General features: G+C 65.9%; 12 protein-coding genes. 2 read left to right on the top strand and 10 right to left on the bottom strand.

All coding sequences use genetic code 11. The features are described from left to right. Positions 1-44: 44 nt before the first annotated feature. The 8 genes from eutC to VRZ08_RS13175 all read right to left on the bottom strand — a co-directional run bounded on the left by eutC (position 45) and on the right by VRZ08_RS13175 (position 13231). Positions 45-812: an ethanolamine ammonia-lyase subunit EutC gene (eutC, locus tag VRZ08_RS13210; RefSeq protein ID WP_414532819.1), complete on the bottom strand. Its 768-nt coding sequence runs from the start codon at positions 810-812 to the stop codon at positions 45-47. An 8-nt stretch (positions 813-820) separates the two neighbouring features. Then, entirely contained in the window at positions 821-2404 is a 1584-nt protein-coding gene (hpnP, locus tag VRZ08_RS13205) for a hopanoid C-2 methylase (protein ID WP_414532818.1), read from the bottom strand. A gap of 226 nt (positions 2405-2630) precedes the next feature. Then, positions 2631-4013, bottom strand: a complete 1383-nt coding sequence (locus VRZ08_RS13200) for an ethanolamine ammonia-lyase subunit EutB (RefSeq protein WP_414532817.1) — start codon at positions 4011-4013, stop codon at positions 2631-2633. Between the two features lie 61 nt (positions 4014-4074). Further along, on the bottom strand, positions 4075-5778 hold the full coding sequence (locus VRZ08_RS13195) for a methyl-accepting chemotaxis protein (protein ID WP_414532816.1): 1704 nt from the start codon (positions 5776-5778) through the stop codon (positions 4075-4077). Positions 5779-5831: 53 nt separating this feature from the next. Continuing rightward, the gene (locus VRZ08_RS13190) at positions 5832-6290 is read right to left on the bottom strand and encodes a cache domain-containing protein (protein ID WP_414532815.1); all 459 of its coding nucleotides are present in this window, start codon (positions 6288-6290) and stop codon (positions 5832-5834) included. Between the two features lie 197 nt (positions 6291-6487). Beyond that, positions 6488-7366 carry a transglutaminase family protein gene (locus VRZ08_RS13185; RefSeq protein WP_414532814.1) on the bottom strand — a complete coding sequence of 293 codons (879 nt, stop codon included), beginning with the start codon at positions 7364-7366 and terminating at the stop codon, positions 6488-6490. Further along, positions 7363-9864, bottom strand: coding sequence for a circularly permuted type 2 ATP-grasp protein (locus VRZ08_RS13180; RefSeq protein WP_414532813.1), 2502 nt, complete (start codon positions 9862-9864; stop codon positions 7363-7365). The genes VRZ08_RS13185 and VRZ08_RS13180 overlap by 4 nt, the downstream gene beginning before the upstream one ends. A 25-nt stretch (positions 9865-9889) precedes the next feature. Then, on the bottom strand, positions 9890-13231 hold the full coding sequence (locus tag VRZ08_RS13175; protein ID WP_414532812.1) for a DUF2126 domain-containing protein: 3342 nt from the start codon (positions 13229-13231) through the stop codon (positions 9890-9892). Positions 13232-13618: 387 nt separating this feature from the next. Here VRZ08_RS13175 and VRZ08_RS13170 point away from each other — a divergent pair, with 387 nt between their 5' ends. After that, entirely contained in the window at positions 13619-14914 is a 1296-nt protein-coding gene (locus tag VRZ08_RS13170; protein WP_414532811.1) for an acyl-CoA dehydrogenase family protein, read from the top strand. A 37-nt stretch (positions 14915-14951) separates the two neighbouring features. Here VRZ08_RS13170 and VRZ08_RS13165 read toward each other — a convergent pair whose 3' ends face one another. Beyond that, a complete protein-coding gene (locus VRZ08_RS13165) occupies positions 14952-15557 on the bottom strand; it encodes a helix-turn-helix transcriptional regulator (RefSeq protein WP_414532810.1) in 606 nt (201 codons plus the stop codon). A gap of 297 nt (positions 15558-15854) precedes the next feature. Between VRZ08_RS13165 and VRZ08_RS13160 the strand changes: the two genes are divergently transcribed. Next, complete coding sequence (locus VRZ08_RS13160) at positions 15855-17201, top strand: acyl-CoA dehydrogenase family protein (protein ID WP_414532809.1); 1347 nt, start codon at positions 15855-15857, stop codon at positions 17199-17201. Positions 17202-17314: 113 nt separating this feature from the next. Here VRZ08_RS13160 and VRZ08_RS13155 read toward each other — a convergent pair whose 3' ends face one another. Next, the gene (locus VRZ08_RS13155) at positions 17315-18091 is read right to left on the bottom strand and encodes an HpcH/HpaI aldolase family protein (protein WP_263989277.1); all 777 of its coding nucleotides are present in this window, start codon (positions 18089-18091) and stop codon (positions 17315-17317) included. Positions 18092-18186 lie beyond the last annotated feature (95 nt).

Below are 18186 nucleotides of genomic sequence, written 5' to 3'. Positions count from 1 at the left end.
CACCAGATTCGCGGCCCGGTTGCGAGTTTTCCGGCAGCTTGGGATCACGGCGGAGGCAGTTCCGGCATCAGGCTGCCGCTCTCGTCCTTGAGCGCCACCCCGGTCACCTGCCGCACCAAGCCTTCGCGGATCAGCCAGGCGATCTTGTGAGCCGCCTCCTCCGCCGAAATCCCGGAAGCGTGGATATTCGAGACGCAATTACGGTCGGCATCGGTCAGGCCGGGGCGCGGTCCGAACGTCAGATAAGCGCCGAGGCTGGCCGGCGCCGACAGGCCCGGCCGTTCGCCGATCAGCACAACCACCATGCGGGCACCGAGTGCCGCGCCGATCTCGTCCCCGAGCGCGACCCGGGCGCCGGTTGCCACCGCGGCGGCTCCGACGCCGATCCGCGCCGCGGCGAGCCGAGGTAACAGATGCCGCACCACGGCAGTCGCCTGGGCCGCCACAGCGACCGGGGACAGGCCATCGCCGATCACCAGCGCAACGTCGCCCGCCGGCGGGGCTCCCGACAGGACATCACGCGCGGCCGGGTCGAGCTGCCGGCCGAGATCCGGGCGGGCCAGATAGTCGCGCCTGTCGGCGGCGCGGCTCGACACCCGCAGGGTCGGCAAGCCGAGCGCCTGCAGCTCGGCGGCGAGCGCCGCGGCATCGAAGCCGGCATGGACTGCGTCGCGGGCGCGGGCATGGGCCAGGGTGAAATCCAGCAGCGCCTCGGTCGGCAGGCTGGCGCCGGCGCGGCCGAGCGCGACGCGGGCCGGGGTCAAACGGCGCAGCTCTGCCAGCGAGCGCGGCGGGGTAGCAGGTGAGTTCATCGTTGTCCTTATTCCGCCGGCACCGCCGCTTCGCGCAGGCGCAGCGAGTAGTTCGAGGCGTTGGCATGGCCGCGCGAGGCCTCGCGCGCGTAGATGATCAGATGATGCGCCACCACCATCACCAGCAGCAGGTTCTCGATGTCGCCACGGATCAAGCGTCGTAGCGCGAATTTCCAGAATGCCAGCTTGTAATCGCCGCGAATGCCGATCTGCCAGATGATGTTGCGCAGCATGATCATGCCGCGCTTGATATTGGCCTTCGACGCCCGCTGCGGCGTCGACGGATGCAGCCGCGTCGCGTAGGCGTGGCCGATCTGGTACTCGTAGCGTTTCAGCAGCGCCTCGGGCTCGTAAGCCCGCGCCATGCAGTCCTTCCACATCGCTACCACCTGGTCGTGCGGCAGCAGGAAGTCGACGTTGGATTCGCGGTTGTCGTCGTGGACCAGCCGGCCTTCGCGCTCCAAGCGATCCCACAGCGGCGTCTTCGGCAAGGCCTGCAGCAGGTTGATGGTGAGCAGCGGGATCTGCGACTGCTCGATGAACTGCATCAGAAACTCGCCGGTCTCCGGCGTGTCGGTGTCGAGGCCGAGGATGATGCCCGACACCACCTCGATGCCGTAGCTCGAGATCGTGCGCACGCCTTCGAGAATCGGGACCATCATGTTGTGGTCCTTGTGCATCGCCTTCAGTGCGGTCGGATCCGGCGTCTCGATCCCGCAGAAGATCGTGCAGAAATATGCCTCCCGCATCAGTTCGAGAATCTCGGGCCGCTTGGCAATGTTCAGCGTCGCCTCACAGGCGAGTTGCAGCTGAAAGCCGGTGCGCTTCTGCCACTCGACCAGATGCGGCAATAGATCGAGCGCCGCCTTGCGGTTGCCGATGAAATTGTCGTCGACGAAATACACCGAGCCGCGGATGCCGCATTCGATCATGCGGTCGAGCTCGGTGATGATCTGCTCCGGCGTCTTCAGCCGCGGGTTGCGGCCGTACAGGCCGGGAATGTCGCAAAATTCGCACTGGTACGGACAGCCGGATGAGTACTGGATGCTGCCGAGCAAATATTTGCTGCATTCCGCCAGCTCGTAGGCCGGAATCGGAAACAGCGTCATGTCGAGGCGGTCTTCGGTGGTGAACACGACCTGCCGCTTCGGCCGCGTCACGTCGTGGGCCAGTCGGGCGATCAATTGATCGGTGGCGTCGCCGAGTTCGCCGACATGCAGATAGTCGAAATTCGGATAGTAGTCGGGGCAGGCGCTGACTGAGGGACCGCCGAGCGCGACCGGCAGGTCGAAATCATGTGCGCGCCGGCAGATGTCGTTCATCTGCTGTCGCTGGATATGCATGCCGCTGACGAACACCGCGTCGGCCCAGGCGAAATCGTCTGCTGTCGCGGGGCGGATGTTCTCGTCGATGAAGCGGACCGACCATTCATCCGGCAGATAGGCGGCGATCACCAGCAGCCCCTGCGGCGGCATGAAGGCGGCGACATCGTCCATCAACGGATAGGAGTGCTGAAACGTACCGAAGGACTTGGTGTAGCGCGGGAAGATACACAGAATACGACGACTGGTCTGCCCGGATTCGGCCTTCATCGAACTTTCCCCGCGAACGTCACGCTGTCCGAGTTGGTTGCGGTGACCGCGCGCACGGTTCGACCACCGGCCCCAAAAACGGCAAGTTCAATACAACTGCGCGACTCGCGACCGGTTCCCCACGGCTGCAAAAATCCCGCCCGATCGCGGCCGTGATGCATGATCTAATCACGACCGCCGCGGAGCGGCCAGCGTTTCTTTGACAGTTCTGGACGACGGCGCGCGATCAGGCGATCAGCCGCGCTGCGATCTCCGGCAGCAGGGCACCATCCGTCAGCGGGCGGTGATCAGGGCCGGCAAAACCGGCGCGGACCAGCCAGTCGTCGAATTCCGGCGCACGCTTCAGGCCGAACAAATCGCGGACGTATAGCGCGTCGTGAAACGAGGTCGACTGGTAGTTCAGCATCACGTCATCCGCGCCGGGCACGCCCATGATGAAATTGACGCCGGCCGCTGCGAGCAGCGTGAGCAGCGTGTCCATGTCGTCCTGATCGGCTTCGGCATGGTTGGTGTAGCAGATGTCGACCCCGAGCGGCAGGCCGAGCAGCTTGCCGCAGAAATGGTCCTCCAGGCCCGCGCGCACGATCTGCTTGCCGTCGTACAGATATTCCGGGCCGATGAAGCCGACCACGCTGTTGACCAGCAGCGGCGAGAACGCCCGCGCCACCGCATAGGCGCGTGCTTCGCAGGTCTGCTGATCGACGCCATGATGCGCGTTCGCCGACAGCGCCGAGCCCTGCCCGGTCTCGAAATACATCACGTTGTCGCCGACCGTACCCCGCTTCTGCGCCAGCGTCGCCTGATGGGCTTCGGCGAGCAATGCCAGATCGATGCCGAAGCTTCGATTGGCGGCTTCCGTGCCGGCGATCGACTGGAACGTCAGGTCGACCGGCGCGCCCTGCTCGATCAGGCGCAGCGTCGTGGTGACATGGGTGAGCACGCAGCCCTGTGTCGGAATCGCCAGGTGCGTAATGATGTCGTCAAGCAGTCGCACCAGCTGGCCGAGCACCGCCGGATCGTCGCTCGCCGGATTGATGCCGATGCAGGCGTCGCCGGCGCCGAGCAGCAGGCCGTCCAGAATGGACGCAGTGATGCCGCGGGCATCGTCGAACGGATGGTTGGGCTGCAGCCGCACGCTCATCCGCCCGGGCAATCCGATGGTGTTGCGGAAACGGGTAACCACGCTGCACTTCTTCGCTACCAGGATCAGGTCCTGATTGCGCATCAGCTTCGACACCGCGGCGACCATTTCGGGTGTCAGGCCCGGCGCCAGCGCGGCGAGTGCCGCCGGTGTCGCAGCGTCCGACAGCAGCCAGTCACGGAAGCCGCCGACGGTGAGTGAGGCCACAGCTGCGAACGCCGCCGCGTCGTGACGGTCGGCGATCAGCCGTGTCACCTCGTCGGCTTCGTAAGGGATCACCATTTCGGACAGGAATTGCCGCAGCGGCAGGTCCGCCAGCGCCATCCGCGCCGCCACCATCTGCTCGGCGCTATCGGCGGCGATGCCGGCGAGGCGATCGCCCGAGCGCGGCGGGCTCGCCTTGGCGAGCAGGTCGCGCAGGTCCTCGAACACGAACGAGACGTTGCCGATGCTGTGGCGATAGATCATGGCGTCCCCGGCACGGTGCTGCAAGCGCAGCTCGGGCCGGAGGGTAGCAAAGGCGTGCGCGTCAGGCGACCCGCACGGTTGCGAGAAATTTAGCCACCTCGGCGCGCAGCCGGTTGTTTTCGTGGGACAGCAACTGAGCCGAGGTCAGCACCTCGTCCGAGGCCGCACCAGTGTCGGCAGCACCGCGATTGACGTTGCCGATACTGGCCGCAACCTGATTGGTGCCGATCGCCGCCTGCTGCACGCTGCGGGCGATCTCCTGGGTGGCGCTGCCCTGCTCGCCCACGGATGCGGCGATAGTCGAGGAGATATGCGCGATCTTGCCGATGGTGCCGCCGATCTCCTTGATGGCATCCACCGACTCCCGGGTCGCAGCCTGCATCTCGGCAATCTGCGCGCTGATTTCGTCGGTGGCTTTCGCGGTCTGCTCCGCCAGCGCCTTGACCTCCTGCGCCACCACCGCAAAGCCACGCCCCGCCTCGCCCGCACGGGCGGACTCGATGGTGGCGTTGAGCGCGAGCAGATTGGTCTGGCCCGCGATGGTGGTGATCAGCTGGGTGACGTCGCCGATGCGGTTGGCGGCCTGCGCCAGCTTGGCGATCCGCGCGTCGGTCTGTTCGGCCTGCTGCACCGCTTCGTCCGCGATCTTGCGCGACTCGCTGACCTGGCGGCCGATCTCTTCGACCGAAGCCGACATCTGCTCGGTTGCGGACGCCACCGACTGTACGTTGGTCGAGGTTTGCGATGAGGCTGCCGCCACCATAGTGGCGAGCTGCTGGGTCTCGGCGCTGCCCTTGGCGAGCGCGCCGGCGGAAACCTCCAGCGCCTGCGAGGCGACGCCGACCTGCTCGACGATCTGACCGACCGCGGCTTCAAAGCCATCGGCGAGTTGATGCAGCTCGGCGCGGCGGGCTTCGGCGGCGATCTCCTCCTGGCGCTGGCGCTCGGCCTGCTCGCGCTCGGCCTTGGCCACCGCCTGCACTTTGAAATCCTCGACGGCGCGGGCCATCTGGCCGACCTCATCGCCGCGGTCGAGCCCAGGCAACTGCACCCCGAAATTGCCGGCCGCGAGCTCGTGCATCGCGCCGGACATCGCCACCACCGGGCGGGCGATACCGCGGCCGATCAGGAACGAGAACGCGATACCGACCAGCGCGGCGGCCGCCACGATGCCGCCGAGCATCCATTGCTCGCGTTCGAGCGCGATGCCGGTGTGGGCGATCTCGCGATCCCGGCTGTCGTTGGTCGACAGGATCAGGTCGCTGACCAGCGAGTCGATATCGGTAAAACTCTTCTCGGCGCTCTTGATGAAGAGCAAGGCCGAGCCGGCGTCGCCGTCGGCCATCTCGACCGCGTTCTTGGCCTGCTTCTGATAGCCTGCGACCGCGGCCTTGAGCTTCTGGAACGGCGGCTTGGCGGCGTCGGCGCCGAGCGCCTTCTCGACTTCGCCGAGCGAGGCCGGGACCTGCGCCAACGCCGCGGTGGTTTCCTTCATCACCTTGGTGAGCTTGGCCGCATCGCTCTCATTGGCGGCGGTCGCCGCCATCCGGTACAGCTTGGCGTGCGCGGTCCAGGCAGCGTTGTTGAGGTCGGAGGCAAGCTCGGAGAGCCGCACCGGACCCGACACCAGCTTGTCGACGTTTTGCTGATTATCGCGTAGCGACACCAGCGCAAACGCGCCGACGCCGATCATCACCAGAACGAGGAATGCGGGAGCGAGCTGGACCTTCCACGACAGTCCGAGGTGTCTGATCCAGCTTCCCATCAGCAACGTCCTGATTTCAGTTCAGCAGCGAGCGGGGGCGATACGCGCCGCCGTCACAGTTTGTAGACGCCGGCGCAGACCGCGGTGTTGTCGAGCCGTTCGCAATACATTTCCTTGGGCTCGACCTTCTTGCTGACCGGATTGACGAATTTGTAGTCCTGCCAAAACGACGGCTGCTTGGCGGCCATCTCGACGCGCTCTTTGACGTAGAGCTTGCCGTCGACGTCCTGCGCGTCGATCATGTCCTTGCCGATAAACTTGGCGTTGGCGCCGTGCGCCAGAACCTTGCCGTCGAGCTGATAGACCACGACGTAGAGGTCGTCCTTCACGAACGGGCCGGCCTTGTCGCTGATCACCACATAGGCCTTTTCGGCGCCATCGGCCTTGATCGCCTCGACGGCCTTTTTGACCATCGCAACGGCATCGTCCTTGCTGGCGCCGGCCAGCGCCGGAGCGGCAGCGAATGCCAGCGCGGCGGCGGCCGCCCCCACGGCGATCATCTTATGGCTCATGGAAAACTCCTCCTGGGAAAATGCGAAAGCTCAGGCGCAGCCACGTTGACGAGCAAACGCGAACGTTGAGTTAAGCACCACCCTGGGGTTGCTACCAGGCGTCCGACTGGTGAACTGATAACTAACCGGCGGGAACTAATTCTCGGATTGCGCAGGTCCGCGAGCAGCTAGCGGGCGCTCTGCGGCTGTCCGGTGCGCTACTCGACCGGAATGACGTCGACCGCCACCGAGAGTTTCTGTCGGCGGGAACCGACGATGACCCCGTCGACCGGGGAGACGTCCGAGAAATCCCGGCCGACCGCCAGGACGATGTGATCCGTTGCAACCAACAGGTCATTGGTCGGGTCGAAGCCGATCCAGCCGAGTTCGTTGCCGCACCACACCGACACCCAGGCGTGGGTCGCATCGGCGCCCTGCAGCCGCTCCTGCCCCTCGGGCGGATAGGTCCGCAAATAACCGCTGACATAGGCCGCCGGCAGACCGAGTCCGCGCAAGCCGGCGATCATCACATGGGCGAAGTCCTGGCAGACGCCGTGGCGCTTCTCGAACACTTCGGCCAGCGGCGTCGAAATCACCGTCGCCTTGGGGTCGTAGCGGAATTCGGTGCGGATCCGCCGCATCAGCTCCGCGGTGCCGGCGAGCACGCCGCGGCCGTGCGGAAAACTCTGCACCGCGTAGCGGGTCACTGCCGGCAGGATCGGCACCAGCGGGCTGGCAAACACATAGCCGACCGGCGAGGACGCACCGAGGCTCGGGCTGGTGAGCGCCGCATCGCGGACCGGCTCCCAGGGCTGGCTGCCGGAGTCACGCGGCGGCGGCTGCCGCGTCACCTCGACCCGCGACCGGCTGTCGATCCGCAGTACCTTGTGCGGCGCCTCGATCACGATGCTCTCGGTGACCGTGCCGAAGAAGTCGGTACGGGCGGTGCGGGCCGCCGGCCGCGGCTTGATCTCGATCGCATGCGACAGCAGTGACTGGCCGGGCTCCGAGATCGGCTTCAGCCGCAGCGAGCAGCGGGCGAAACTCACCTGGCTGCCGTAGGAATAGGTCGTGACGTGGCGAATGTCGTAGATCACGCCAGCCCCGTCAGCTTTTCCGGCCGCATCGCGCTGGCGCCGTGCGGGAAGTAGTGGGCCCCGACCGCCTCGGCGAGGCTGAGTAGATCCTGCTCTAGCGCGAACAGCCACGACGCATCGATGGTCTCGGCTTCGGCGGCGGTCAGTTTCGCTAGCGTCGAGACCGCCAGCCGCTGCGGCCGCTCGATCAGTCCGCCTTCGTGCAGCGCCGGCAGGCTGGCGATGTGGTCGTTGAGCTCTTCGACCTGGAACGCCACCGAACGCGGATTGTACGGGTCGAGCACGGCAAGATCGCGCACCGGGGCCAGCAGCGGCGCCAGCAGATAGCGCGACCGATAGGTGATCTGCGAATCCACCAGCGTCAGCAGCACGTCGAGGTCTTCGGCGGTGGCGCCGTCGCAGGAGAACTGCCGAGCGAACCGCGCGGTGTTGACGGCGCGCTCAACGCGGCGGCCGATCCGCAGGAAGCGCCAGCCGGCGGCGCGGTTCATGTTTTCGTTCGACAGGCCGGAGAAGCTCGCGAGTTCCTGCAGCGCGACCTCCGCGGCCTGGACCACCGCCTCTTCGCCCTCGACTGGCACGGCGAGACGCGCTTCCATCTGGGTGATGACGTGCCAGGCATCCGGCGACAGCCGCTCGCGCAGCGACGAAGCGTTGCGCTGGGCGGCGCGGATCAGCGACAGCGCCGAGCCGAACTCGTCCGGGCTCTGCAGCGCATCCGCGGCAATTTTCGCGGTCTGCGCGCGAGGACCGAGCGAAGTCGCGCCCCAGGCAATCAGCAGCCGCTGGATTTTCTCGATCGCATGGTGCAGCGGCCCCTTGCCGGGATCGCGCTGCGGCGCGCTGAGCGCGCGCAGCAGCCGCAGCGTCGCCTCGGCGCGTTCGAGATAGCGGCCGAGCCAGAACAGATTGTCGGCGGCACGGCTCGGCAGCACGCCGGTGATGCGGCGGATGCGGACGCTGTCGACCGCGGGCAATAGCGACGACGGCGCCACCGCATGATCGGCCACCACCCAGACGTCGGCGGCGCGGGCGCCCTCACCCATCGACACCGCGCGCGAGTCGAGCCGGTCGGCGATCCGGCAGAACCCTCCGGGCATCACCGCCCAGCCGTTCTCGGTGGCGGCGGCGAACACGCGCAGCACGAACGGCCGCGGCGCCAGCTTGCCGTCGTCCCACACCGGCGTGGTCGACAGCCGGACCTGCTCCTGCGCCACGTAGTCGAGGCCGCGCGCCGCAATCGCGTCGCGCAGATGATCGCGCACCACCGGCGGCAATTCGCCGGGCAGCACCGGGCCATGATGCGAGAAGCCCGGCACGCTCTGGCCGTAAGCGCCTTCGATCACGAACTCGTCGAGCCGGTCGAGCACTTCCTCGCGCGCGGCTGTCTGGCCGCACCACCAGGTGGCGATGTGCGGCATCTTGAGGTCTTCGCCGAGCAGCCGGCGCGCCAGCGGCGGCAGGAAGCCGAGCAGCGAACGCGCTTCGAGCACGCCGGAGCCCGGCATGTTGGCGACCACCACGCCGCTCTTGCGGATGACGTCGATCAGACCGGCGACGCCGAGCTGCGACGAGGCATCGAGCTCCAGCGGATCGAGCGAATTGGCATCGACCCGGCGCAGCAGCACGTCGATCCGCTTTAGCCCGGCGACGGTGCGGATGTGCAGACGATCGTCGGCCACCGCGAGGTCATCGCCTTCGACCAGCAGGAAGCCGAGATAGCGCGCCAGCGTGGCGTGCTCGAAGTAAGTCTCGCTGAACCGGCCCGGCGTCAGTAGCCCGATGCGCGGCTCATCGCGATCGGCGGTGGCGCGCAGGCTGTCGCGGAACGCCTCGAAGAACGAGGCGACGCGCTCGACATTCATCGATTTGTAGAGATCGTTGAAGGCGCGCGACAGCACCAGACGGTTTTCCAGCGCATAGCCGGCGCCCGACGGCGCCTGGGTGCGATCGCCCAGCACCCACCACTGCCCATCCGGGCCGCGGCCGATGTCGGCGGCGTAGAAATGCAGATAGCGGCCACCCGGCGGTTTGACGCCAACCATCGGCCGCAAGTAATCGGCGCTGCCGGCAATCGCGGCGGCCGGCAGAGCGCCATCGGCAATCAGCGAGCCTTGGCCGTAGATGTCCTGCAGCACGCCTTCGAGCAGCGTCGCGCGCTGGGCGATGCCGGTGGCGATCTGCTGCCACTCGCTTTCCCCGATCAGCAGCGGCACATGGCTGAGCGGCCAGGCCCGATCGGCGGCGTCGCCCGGCGCTCGATAGGTGACACCGGCATCGCGCAAATGCCGGTCGGCGGCGGCGAAGCGGCGCTCGATCTCGTCGGCGGAGAGAGCTGCGAACGCGTCGAAATAACGACTCCACACCGCGCGCGGCTGGCCGTCCGCGCCGATGAATTCGTCGGGGATGCCGGGCAGGCGCACGTAGTCGCGGCTCCACTGCGCAACCTTGCGGTCGCGCGGTCGAGCCTTCCGGGCCGGGCCGCCTTGCTGCGCCATTGTCTCATCCCCCATACGGAATGATTCAATGCAGCAGCGGCGTGCGCAAGTCGAGGGTCAGCGGGAATTCAAGTGTGCGTTCTTCCTGCGGCGGATCGATCCGCCCCGGGGTGTGGCCGTGATCCTGGAACCGCGCCAGCCGCCGCGCCTCGGCTTCGTACGAGTTCACCGGCTTGGTCTCGTACGCCCGTCCGCCCGGATGGGCGACGTGATAGACGCAGCCGCCGAGCGAGCGGCCATTCCAGGTGTCGACGATGTCGAACACCAGCGGCGCGTGCACCGGAATGGTCGGATGCAGCCCGGAGGCCGGCTGCCACGCCTTGAACCGCACCGCCGCCACCGCCTCACCGGCCCGCGCGGTCGGCGTCATCGGCAGCCGGCGGCCGTTGCAGGTGATGACGTGGCGGCCTTCGACGAAGCCTTCGGCCTTGACCTGCAATCGCTCCACCGACGAGTCCACGAACCGCACCGTGCCGCCGGCGGTGCCCTCCTCGCCGAGCACGTGCCACGGCTCCAGCGCCTGCCGCAGCTCCAATGTGACACCGCCGTGATACACGCTGCCGAACACCGGAAAACGAAATTCGAGCTGCGCGGTGAACCACTCGGGCTCGAACGCATAGCCGGCGCGCGCCAGCTCGCCGAGCACGTCGCGGAAATCCTCCCACAAATAATGCGGCAGCATGAAGCGGTCGTGCAGCGCCGTGCCCCAACGCACGAACTTGCCGTCCAGCGGCTCTCGCCACAGCATCGCGATCAGCGCACGGATCAAAAGCTGCTGCGCGAGACTCATCCGCGGATCGGGCGGCATCTCCAGCGCGCGGAATTCGACCAGGCCCAGACGGCCGGTCGGGCTATCCGGCGAGTACATCTTGTCGATGCAGATCTCGGCCCGATGCGTGTTGCCGGTGATATCGACCAAGATGTTGCGGAACAGCCGGTCGGCGAGCCACAGCGGGCCCTTCACGCCCGGTGGTGGCACCTGGGCCAGCGCGATTTCGAGTTCATACAGCGAATCGTGCCGCGCCTCGTCGATCCGCGGCGCCTGGCTGGTCGGGCCGATGAACATGCCCGAGAACAGATAGGACAGCGACGGATGCCGCTGCCAGAACAGCACCAGGCTCTTCAGCAGATCCGGCCGGCGCAGGAATGGCGAATCCGCAGGGCTGGCGCCACCGACCACGACATGATTGCCGCCGCCGGTGCCGGTGTGACGGCCGTCGATCAGGAACCGGTTGGCGCCGAGCCGCACTTGCGCAGCGTCCTCATACAGGCCGAACGTGGTGCGTACCGCCTCGCGCCAGCTCGTGGCCGGCTGAATGTTGACTTCGATCACGCCCGGATCTGGCGTCACCTTGATGACGTCGATGCGCGGATCGTAAGGCGGCGGATAGCCCTCGATGTGGACGCGGATCTGCATCTCTTCGGCAGTGGCTTCGACCGCGGCGATCAGTTCGAGGTAGTCCTCGATTCTCTCGGTCGGCGGCATGAAGGCGCACAGCACACCCTCGCGCAGCTCGATCGACATCGCGGTGCGCACGCCGCCTTTGCGCAGCTTCTGCTCCTCGACGGGCTGGCTTGTGGTCGCTTCGCCGGCCGACTGTTCAAACACCGCAATCTGCTCGCGCTCGGGCTCGGCGTCGTTGGCCGGCGGCGGCGCAAACAGCGGCAGTGCGCCGCGCGGCTCAAGCGGATCGCGCGGCACGATGTACGGATAGTCGTCTTCCGGGATATGCGGCAGCGACGAGATCGGCAGCCGGAAGCCGAGTGGCGAGTCGCCCGGCAAAAGAAACAAATTGCCGCGTCGCAGCTTCCAGCGCTCGCTGCGCCAGCGCTTCTTCTGCGCCGACGCGGCGTCCGCATTCCACGCCTGGATCGGCAGCACGAAGCCGCGCGGCGTGTTCAGCCCGGTGTCGAACACCCGCGCCATGCGGGCACGCTCTTCCGGATCGGCGAGCTTGTTGTCGTGCGGATCAACATTCGGCGGCAGCGTCGCTTCCTTCTGCAGCCAATGGGTCGGATCCTCATAGGCCGGCAGCACGTAGTCGGTGTCGATGCCGAGACGTTTGGCCGTGCCGAGCGCGAACTGCTCGGCTTCCTCGACCTTGGCCGGACGTTGGCCCACCACCGGCGCGATCAGCTCGCCATTCTTCCAGATCGGCACGCCGTCCTTGCGCCAATACAGGCCGAACGCCCAGCGCGGCAGGCTTTCGCCCGGGTACCATTTGCCCTGGCCGAAATGGAGAAGCCCGCCCGGCGCAAACCGCGTGCGCAGCCGCCGGATCAGATCGTCGGCCAGCATCCGCTTGGCGCCGCCGACCGCAGCGACGTTCCACTCCGGCGATTCCATATCGTCGATCGACACGAAGGTCGGCTCGCCGCCCATCGTCAGCCGCACGTCGTGGGCGGTCAGATCAGCGTCGACCTTTTCGCCGAGCGCATCGAGTCGCGCCCAGGATTCGTCGGAGAACGGCTTGGTGATGCGCGGCGCTTCACGGATACGCTCGACCCGCATGTCGAACTTGAAATCGACATTGGCGAAGCCGACCACGCCGGAGATCGGCGCGGCCGTGCGATAATGCGGCGTAGCGGCGACCGGGATGTGCCCCTCGCCGGCAAGCAATCCCGACGTGACGTCGAAGCCGACCCAGCCGGCGCCGGGCAGATAGACCTCAGCCCAGGCGTGCAGATCGGTGAAATCGTGCGCCGCGCCCTTTGGGCCGTCGAGCGACTCGATATCCGGGCGAAGCTGGATCAAGTAACCGGACACGAATCGCGCCGCGAGACCGAGATGCCGCAGCGTCTGGATCAGCAGCCACGCCGAGTCGCGGCACGAGCCGGCCCCCTTGGCGAGCGTCTCTTCCGGGGTCTGCACTCCCGGCTCCATCCGGATGATGTAGTTGATCCGCTCGCGCAGTTTGGCGTTGAGATCGACCAGGAAGTTGACCGTGCTCTCGGCCTCGCGCGGAATCGAATCGAGATAGGCTTTGAACAGCGGCCCCGGCTCAGTCGTCGCCAGATACGGCGCCAGTTCGTGCTGCAGATCGGAGGTATATGAGAACGGGAAGCTCTCGGCGTAACTCTCGACGAAGAAGTCGAACGGGTTGATCACCGTCATCGCCGCGGTGAAATCGACCTCGATCTTGAGTTCGTCGGCCTTCTCCGGAAACACGAACCGCGCCAGCCAATTGCCCTGCGGGTCCTGCTGCCAGTTGATGAAGTGGTTCGCCGGCGTGACCTTCAGCGAATACGACAGAATCGGCGTCCGCGTATGCGGCGCCGGACGCAGCCGGATGGTCTGGGGGCCGATGTCGACCGGGCGGTCGTATTTGTAATGGGTGACGTGATGAAGGGCGACGTAGATCGACACGCGGGCAGCTCCGGCATTGAATTTGAGCAGAACACCGGAACTCAGGCGGATCAAGCGCTAACAAAGGGCAAGGGGTGCTTAAGGACGGGGCGGTGCGGCATCACACACGTCATCGCCCACGCGAGCGGGAGGGGCAGTATCCCAGAGCGTCAGCGTTCAACCCGCGTATCGCGGCCAATGCCAGCGCTCTGCGAGAAGGGACGGCAACCGCTCAAGCCAGCGATGACAGGTGGTCGAGGAACGCTTATGCCTCCCCGCCCTCCAGCTCTCCCGGTTTGCCGCTGATTTAGTCCCGATGCCGCGTTTGGGGCTGCGTTTGCCCACACAACCGTCGGCCGCTCGGCGAGCTTTAGCTATATAAAGCTGTCTAATGGAGACGGGGCGAGTATGGCGATCGACTTCACCCTGACCAATGCACAGCGGCGGCTTCAGCGGGTCGCGCGCGAATTCGCGAACGACATTCTGGCGCCGCTGGTCCGTGCCGCCGATGAGGATCCCGATCCGCAGCGCGGCTTCCACGCCATCAAGGGCGCCTATGTCGAGAGCTACAAGCTCGGCTTCGCCACCGGCTTCATCCCGAAAAAGTACGGCGGCGGCGGCATCAGCAATGTCGATCTGCAGGTCGTCGTCGAAGAACTGACCGCCATCGATCCTGGCTTCGCGACGATTCTGCTGGTGAACGGGCTGGCGTTGATGCCGCTGGTCTGGTTCGGCTCCGAAGCGCAGAAGCGCAAATGGCTGATCCCCGCCACCAGCGATCCGCGCGCCGAATATCTCGCCGCCTGGACGGTCAGCGAACCGTCCGGCAGCCCGGGTGGCACCGCGAATTTCGACGGCGCGGCGCCCTACCCAGCCGGCATCGCGCTGACCGCCACCCACGACAAGAAGAACGGCGAGTACATCCTCAACGGCCGGAAATTCTGGCCCTGCAATGCAGGCGGCTGGGACCTGAAGGGCGCCGACGTCAACGTCTGCATCGTGCGCACGGCGCCGAAATCCGGCGGGACCGAGGGACTGAGCGCGATCATCGTGCCACGCGGAACCGCCGGCGTGCACTACGAGCAGCCGATCTCGAAGCTCGGGCACCGTCTCAGCCAGAACAACTCGATCGTCTTCAAGGACTGCCGGGTCGCAGAGGAGAACGTGTTCGCGGTCGGTCAAGGCGATCTCGTGATCAACAAGGCGTTCACCTGGTCGGGCCCGGTGGCGGCGATCGCCGCCGTGGGGGTCGCGCGCTCGGCCTACGAATACGCGCTGAAATGGGCAAAGACCTACACCGGCGGCGGCGACCGGCCGATCATCCAGCATCAGGCCGTCGCCTACACGTTGGCAGAGGTCGCGATGAAGGTGGAAGCCTGCCGCGCCTTCGCCTGGAAGGCCGCGCATTACCACGATCAGAGCAATGCCGACGGCCACGCCGTCGGGCCGATGGCAAAGGTGTTCTGCAGCGAGTTGCTGTTCGACGCCGTGTTCCAGGCGATGAAGGCGGTCGGCGTCAACGCGCTCGACAGAGCCCACCCGCTGGAGCGCTATCTGCGCGAGGCCGCCGTCTTCCCGCTGTACGACGCCGGCAATATCGGCATGCAGATGCGGAAGATATGCACCGTGATGGCCGACCCGCGCTTCGACCCCCGCGCCATCGCCAATTCCGAACCGACGCCGTTCTACAAGTCGCCGCCGTAGGCTGCATCGGTCGGACGCGCGGGGACGCTCCGCGCCCTCAGGCCAGCGGCGTGAACTTGAACCGGCAGGCGTTGCCGCCGCGCTGCATGCAGTCCTGATGTTCGATCGGCGCGCCCATCAATCCCGACAAGAAGCCGAGATCGAACTGGCAGACTTCGATGTAGTCCTTCGACAGATCGTGAAAGACGCAGTTCTTGCATTCGATCCGCGGGATCTTCTCGCCCTTGCCCGGCGAAACCACCCGCGCGGCGAAGCCGGTCTCGTTCATGATCTTGACGATCTCCACCACCCGCTCGGTTCGGGTCTTGCCGACCAGCCGTGGAATCGCCGCCGCCGACATGTCGACGCCGAGTTCGTACATGTAGGTTCCGAACCGCTCGGCGCCGATGGTCTTGCGGAGACTTTCGAACATCACCCGCGAAAACCACGAATAGCGCTTGGGAAACAGATCGATGCCGCTCTCCGTCAGAGTGTAGATGAAGCCGGGGCGACCGCCGGTCTTGCGCGATGACGCCTGCTGCACATAGCCGGCGCGTTGCAGCCCGGCGAGATGCTGCTTCACCGCGCTTCGGGTGATTTCAAGCCCCGCGGCCAACTCGTCGATCATCAGACCGGATTTGGCTTCCAGGAGCTTAGTCAGCAATCGCTGTTGGGTATCTCCAACTATCAACGTCGACTCTCCGATGCCCCCTGCTTTGCCTTGCTTCTGTCTAATCGATTGCAAACGACGCCGGTGCTGCAATTTCAGCCATGCGCTGCCCTATTCTCTGCCAAACCTCTCGCCGCCGCGATCAGAAAATGGACTTTAGATACTTTTGACTGCCTAAAGTGTTTTCTTGTCGAAGGCAATTCCGGGCTCAGAATGGCAGCCACGGGATCGACGTTTCGCCGGGGATTTCGCTCTCGTCACTCACCAGCGTCACTCACACAGGAGACCAGGATGGCGATCGATTTCACGATGTCCGCGGAGCAGCGGAAGATTCAGAAAATGGCGCGCGACTTCTCGGAAGGCGTTCTTGCACCGGTGATCCCCGCGGCCGACAAAGAGCCGGACCCGATGCTGGCTTATCAGAAGACCAAGTCGGCTTACGTCGCCGCCTACAAGGCCGGCATCGCGATGGCGATGCTGCCCAGCGCCTATGGCGGCGGCGGCCTGTCCTGCCTCGACTTCGTGATCGCCGCAGAAGAAATCTGCGCGGTCGACCCCGGTTTCGCCTGCACCGTGTTGTGTAACGGCCTCGGGCTGATGCCCGTGTCCTGGTACGGCAGCGAGGAACAGAAGAAGCGCTTCATCGGCGCCGCAACGTCCGACCCGACCGGCGAATATCTCAGCGCCTGGACCGCCGGCGAGCCGCCCGGCGGCACCGGCGGCACTGCGAATTTCGACAGTCCGCTGCCGCCCGCCGGCATCGGCCTCACTGCGGTGCGCGACGGCGATCACTACATCCTGAACGGCAGGAAGAAATGGTCGTCCTCGCCGGGCTGGGACGGATTCGGCACCAACACGCAATGCGTGATCGTGCGCACCAATTCCAAGGTCGGCGGCACCGAGGGGTTGTCGGCAATGGTGGTCGAGCGCGGCACGCCCGGTATCACCTGGCAGTTCCTCAACAAGGAAGGCCACCGCACCACGTCCAACGCTCTGGTGACGTTCGAGAACGCCCGCGTCCCGGTGGACAATCTGCTGCCGGGCGCAGAAGGCAACGGCGATTTCGTCATCAACCGCAACTTCGCCTGGTCGGGCCCGGTCGCCGCCATCGCAGCGGTAGGCGTCGCGCGCGCCGCCTACGAGGATGCGCTCAAATTCGCCAAGTCCAACACCGCCGGGTCGCTGACGCCGATCATCCGGTTCCAGAACGTCGGCTACATTCTCGGCGACGTCGCCGCCAAGATCGAGTCGGCCCGCTACTTCTCCTGGCGCGCTGCCGACTATCTCGACAAGCACGAGCAGCACGCCGAGCTGCTCGGCGCGATGTGCAAGATCAACGTGACCGAAGCGATGTTCGAATGCGTGTTCAAGTGCATGCAGGTGGTCGGCGTCAACAGCCTGAGTACCGAGCATAAGTTCGGCAAGTATCTGCGAGAGGCTTCGGTGCTGCCGATCTACGACGGCGGCAACATGGGCATGCAGCGCCGCCGCGTCCATGGCGTCATCGCGCATCCGGATTTCGATCCGCGCGCGCCGATGGACGACAGCTTCGTCAAGTTCGAGAAGTCGATGGAGTCGATCGGCACCGTCGCCGATTACGACAAGACCGCGCCGCGCCTGATGCAGGCCGCGGAGTAGCAGCGGCTACCGGAACGCTTGTCGGAATTCCGGTCCGTCAGAGATGTCCGGCGCTGCGCCGGACATCTTCGCGCGCGATCGGCGCGATGCAATCATCACGCCCGCGCCTGCGCTTACGCCTTCCCGCCGGAATTCTTCCGCGTCTCCGCGACCCAGCTGCGGGCGCCGATCGCCATGATGCCGCTGTCGTTGAGCAGCGTCACCAGCTTGAAGCCCAGCGCGATGTTGCGCGCAGCGCCTTCTGGACCGGAGCAATGGATGCCCGGATAGATGCCGCGCTTGTCGCATTCCTTCAGCAGCTTGTCGTAGATCTTCAGGATCTCCGGCTCGTCACGGTCGAGCTTCGGCACCAAGCCATAGGAGAAGCCGAGGTCGGACGGGCCGATATAGACGCCGGCAATGCCCTCGACGTCGAGGATCGCTTCCATGTTCTCGACCGCGGTGCGGGTCTCGATCATCGGGATGCACAGCGTCTCGTCGTTCGCGGTCGCCTGATAGTTGCCGGACGAGCCGTACAGCCCGGCACGGATCGGTCCGTTGCTGCGGGTGCCGCGCGGCGGGTACTTGCAATACTGGACGAAGTTCTCGGCTTCTTCCTTGGTGTTCACCATCGGGCAGATCACCCCATAGGCGCCGCCGTCCAGCACCTTGCCGATGATGCCCGGCTCGTTCCACGGCACCCGCACCATCGGCGTCACCGGATGCGCCTGCATCGCCTGGAAGCAGGTGACCATCGATTGATAATCCTGCACGCCGTGCTGGATATCGACCGTGATGCTGTCGAACCCGCACTGCGCCATCACCTCGGCCGAGAACCCCGACGGAATCGCCAGCCAGCCATTGACCACGACTTTGCCGTCGGCCCAGAGTTGTTTGACTTTGTTTGCCATGTCGTTCCTCGAAGATCTTTCAAATGGTCGATGTTCTTGGCTTTCTGCGTCATCGCCGGGCTTGACCCGGCGATCCATCTTGAGAAGGACGATGG

The sequence above is a fragment of the Rhodopseudomonas sp. G2_2311 genome (assembly GCF_047501505.1).
Taxonomy (GTDB): domain Bacteria; phylum Pseudomonadota; class Alphaproteobacteria; order Rhizobiales; family Xanthobacteraceae; genus Rhodopseudomonas; species Rhodopseudomonas palustris_H.
The sequence above is the reverse complement of the archived record's forward strand: the minus strand, read 5'-3'. Positions and strand labels throughout refer to the sequence as shown.